This window comes from Stieleria sedimenti (genome assembly GCF_025060895.1).
GTDB classification, from domain to species: domain Bacteria; phylum Planctomycetota; class Planctomycetia; order Pirellulales; family Pirellulaceae; genus Stieleria; species Stieleria sedimenti.
In genome coordinates, this window is record NZ_JANZKV010000125.1 from 1 (window position 1) to 2,060 (window position 2,060).

Consider the following 2,060-nt stretch of genomic DNA (forward strand, 5'->3'; position numbering starts at 1 on the left):
GATAGATCGCATTTCGTTATGCGGCAAAGGATGTCGGTGACGAATTCAAATACACTGGTGTGGCTCGATGACGAACGAGACCCGTCTGACGATCGATGGCACGGCTACTTCCCAATCCCAAACCCCACAGTCGAATGGGTCAAGACATACGGTGCATTCGTGGACTGGGTGACTGCCAACGGCTTACCAGATGCGATTTGCTTCGATCATGACCTTGGCGACCAAGAGAGTGGATTTGACGCTGCGAAATGGCTCACCGAATACTGCCTTGAAAGAAACAAACCGCTTCCTGCTTGGGAGATCCAAAGTGCGAACCCGATCGGCAAGGAGAACATAACTTCAATTCTGCATTCATTTGAACGCGTGATCGGGAATCACTGATCAAAGAAGTCGAACGGAGATGAAATTGCCAGTACACACTCGCTACCCCATGCGAATAATTCTCCAAGCTATTCATCCGCTCGTTCATTGGATCGCCAGCGAATTACTGTTCGGCGAACTCACGGCCGTATTTCTTGTCCTCACAATTGTCCTTGGTATTCTAAAAGGGCTGTCCACTGCCGGTCTGTTAATCGGTATCTTTGTATTGTGTGCTGTCACGTTCTGCCTACTTGACGGTATTCTTGATCGGGTTGCAGCTCACGACGCCGATACGAACCCTGAAGAAGACGCATAACAATCCGTTGCACACGGCGCCGCGGGCCGCGCGGTTTCTGAGATCAACATCGTTTGCCGCGGCCCGGTGAACGGTGACGTTCTGTCAATGAATTTGCCAAGCGAGAGGGAGTTTTTCGTGTGCTGAGATTCTCTATTCGAACGCTCCTTCTCGTCTTCATTTACGCGGCAATTTGCTGCCTAACCTACACGCTCACAAATCTTTGGACTGGAACTCTTGTCGTCTGCGCGACTGTTCTCTTGCTGGGGACTACGACAGGTATCGCATATAAGCAAAGACGCGCGGCGCTCATGGCGTTTTCATTTGCTTCCATGGCATGGTTGGTGTTTTGGCTTGGCTTTTACGCGGAGACGGATTCTCCCTCATCACCGTGGCAATTTCCGCACACGCTCTATCTAATTGCAACTCCGCACAGATCATCTCCGGATTTCACTCGAATTCCGAGCGGATTCCAGGAGTACGGAGTGAAGCATTCTTTGCACACTTCAGGCCCAATGGCGGCACTTGCGGGTCGTCCAGAGGCTCCAACTTTCCACAACGCTATTAGATTGATCATATGTTTGTCGGGGTTCGTATTCGGCGCAATTGCATCCATGGTCTATAGTGCGTTTCGTCGCCCATGGACGCGCGACGAGGTTACGACGAATGTGTGAGCTTGAGACAACAATTAGACAGAACCATCGAATGTATCGGACCGGCGGAAGATCGTTGGTTTGGCCATCGCAATGTTGGTTCGCCGCCGACCGATAATTCGTCCCGTTATTTGGATCATGGACTTCGACATCACGCCCTACACCGAATTTCGCGATGCACTCGCACAAAGCGGAATCAAGTGCGGCATCAACGGACGACATCAGGTAACGGTATCAGTTCAGGACCGCGCAATCTGGCCAGACGCTGGCAATTCATTCTGGATCACCGTAGCAACCGGAGACTGGTGCTTGTTCACGTGGGTGCCGGTCGGCTATCGAATTCCCGCCGAGGCTGATATTCCCGAATTGTGCCGACGCTGCATGGCGATTGGAGGTGCCGCGATGCACCGAGTGCCGGATGAGATACGTGATGATTTCGGACTCACCGAACTTTCCGACGACGAACTTGAAATCGTTTATGATGCAATGGATACCGCCAAATAACCATGCGATGCAACGGAGCCGGGCTTGCGAGGTTTCACGAATGGAAAGTCAACCGTCCCGGCCCGCTGATCGCCGTCGTTGAACTGGCCTTCGGGTTGAGCTGCAAACATTGATTGCGAGGTGCCGATGGCCATCACGCTTCAACAGATCTTCGGACGCTATTTCGACTCCTTCGCCTCACGTTTTCACGTCTCGCGGGAGATGCTTCGCGCCGCATGGTGCATCCAACACTGTCGCACTCGGACGCT

General features: G+C 52.6%; 3 protein-coding genes and 1 pseudogene. All 4 read left to right on the forward strand.

Annotation, left to right across the window (positions count from 1 at the left end; all coding sequences use genetic code 11):
• The coding region (locus NZK35_RS16720) for a cyclic-phosphate processing receiver domain-containing protein (protein ID WP_259633676.1) at positions 1-381 on the forward strand (381 nt) is incomplete at its 5' end.
• Positions 382-400: 19 nt separating this feature from the next.
• A complete protein-coding gene (locus NZK35_RS16725) occupies positions 401-676 on the forward strand; it encodes a hypothetical protein (RefSeq protein WP_259633677.1) in 276 nt (91 codons plus the stop codon).
• A 770-nt stretch (positions 677-1,446) separates the two neighbouring features.
• Positions 1,447-1,812, forward strand: a complete 366-nt coding sequence (locus NZK35_RS16730) for a hypothetical protein (RefSeq protein WP_259633678.1) — start codon at positions 1,447-1,449, stop codon at positions 1,810-1,812.
• Positions 1,813-1,938: 126 nt separating this feature from the next.
• Positions 1,939-2,060 (forward strand): annotated as a pseudogene (locus NZK35_RS35085) (IS91 family transposase); the annotation flags it as partial.